At 68.1% G+C, this 753-nt stretch carries 1 protein-coding gene; it reads left to right on the top strand.

What is annotated here, in order from left to right; genetic code table 11:
* Positions 1-730, top strand: a 730-nt coding sequence (locus AN218_RS29035; protein WP_141747731.1) for a transposase, incomplete at its 5' end; no start/stop codon positions are given.
* Positions 731-753 lie beyond the last annotated feature (23 nt).

Below are 753 nucleotides of genomic sequence, written 5' to 3'. Positions count from 1 at the left end.
GTTGCTGGAGATCTTCCCCGCGCTGGAGAGATCGCTGGACCTGGTCAACAAGGGTCCGGTGATGCTGCTGACGGGCTACCAGACCCCGGCCGCGATCCGTCGCGCCGGAGCCGGGCGGATCGAGACCTGGCTGAAGAACCGGAAGGTCCGCGGCACCGCCGCACTCGCCAGGAAGGCGGTCGAAGCCGCACAGGCCCAGATGACCGCGCTGCCCGGCGAGAAGCTGGCCGCCGCCATGGTGGCCCGCCTCGCGAAGGGGGTGATGGCCCTCGATGAGGAGATCGCTGAACTCGACGCCCTGATCGAGGCACGGTTTCTCGACCACCCGCACGCCGAGGTGATCCGCAGCCTGCCCGGCATGGGCACCAAGCTCGGGGCCGAGTTCATCGCCGCCACCGGCGGCGACATGAACGCCTTCGGCAGCGCCGACCGGCTGGCCGGCTTCGCCGGCCTGGCTCCTCAACCCCGCGATTCCGGTCGCGTCAACGGCAACCTGCGCAGACCCAGGCGATATCACCGCGGTCTGCTGCGAGCGATGTACCTGTCGGCAATGGTCAGCACCACGAGCTGTCCCGCCTCCAAGACGTACTACCAGCGCAAGAGGAGCGAGGGGAAGGGCCACAAGCAGGCCCTGCTGGCCCTCGCCCGCCGACGCCTCAACGTCCTCTGGGCGATGATCCGTGACGGACAGTGCTACCACGATTCACCTCCCGTCACAGCAGCGGCTTGACATCACGATTGGGAAGTCCTCTC

Source organism: Streptomyces nanshensis (genome assembly GCF_001751255.1).
Taxonomy (GTDB): Bacteria; Actinomycetota; Actinomycetes; order Streptomycetales; family Streptomycetaceae; genus Streptomyces; species Streptomyces nanshensis_A.
Note: the sequence above shows the minus strand (reverse complement) of the source record. Positions and strands in the feature narration are given on the sequence as shown.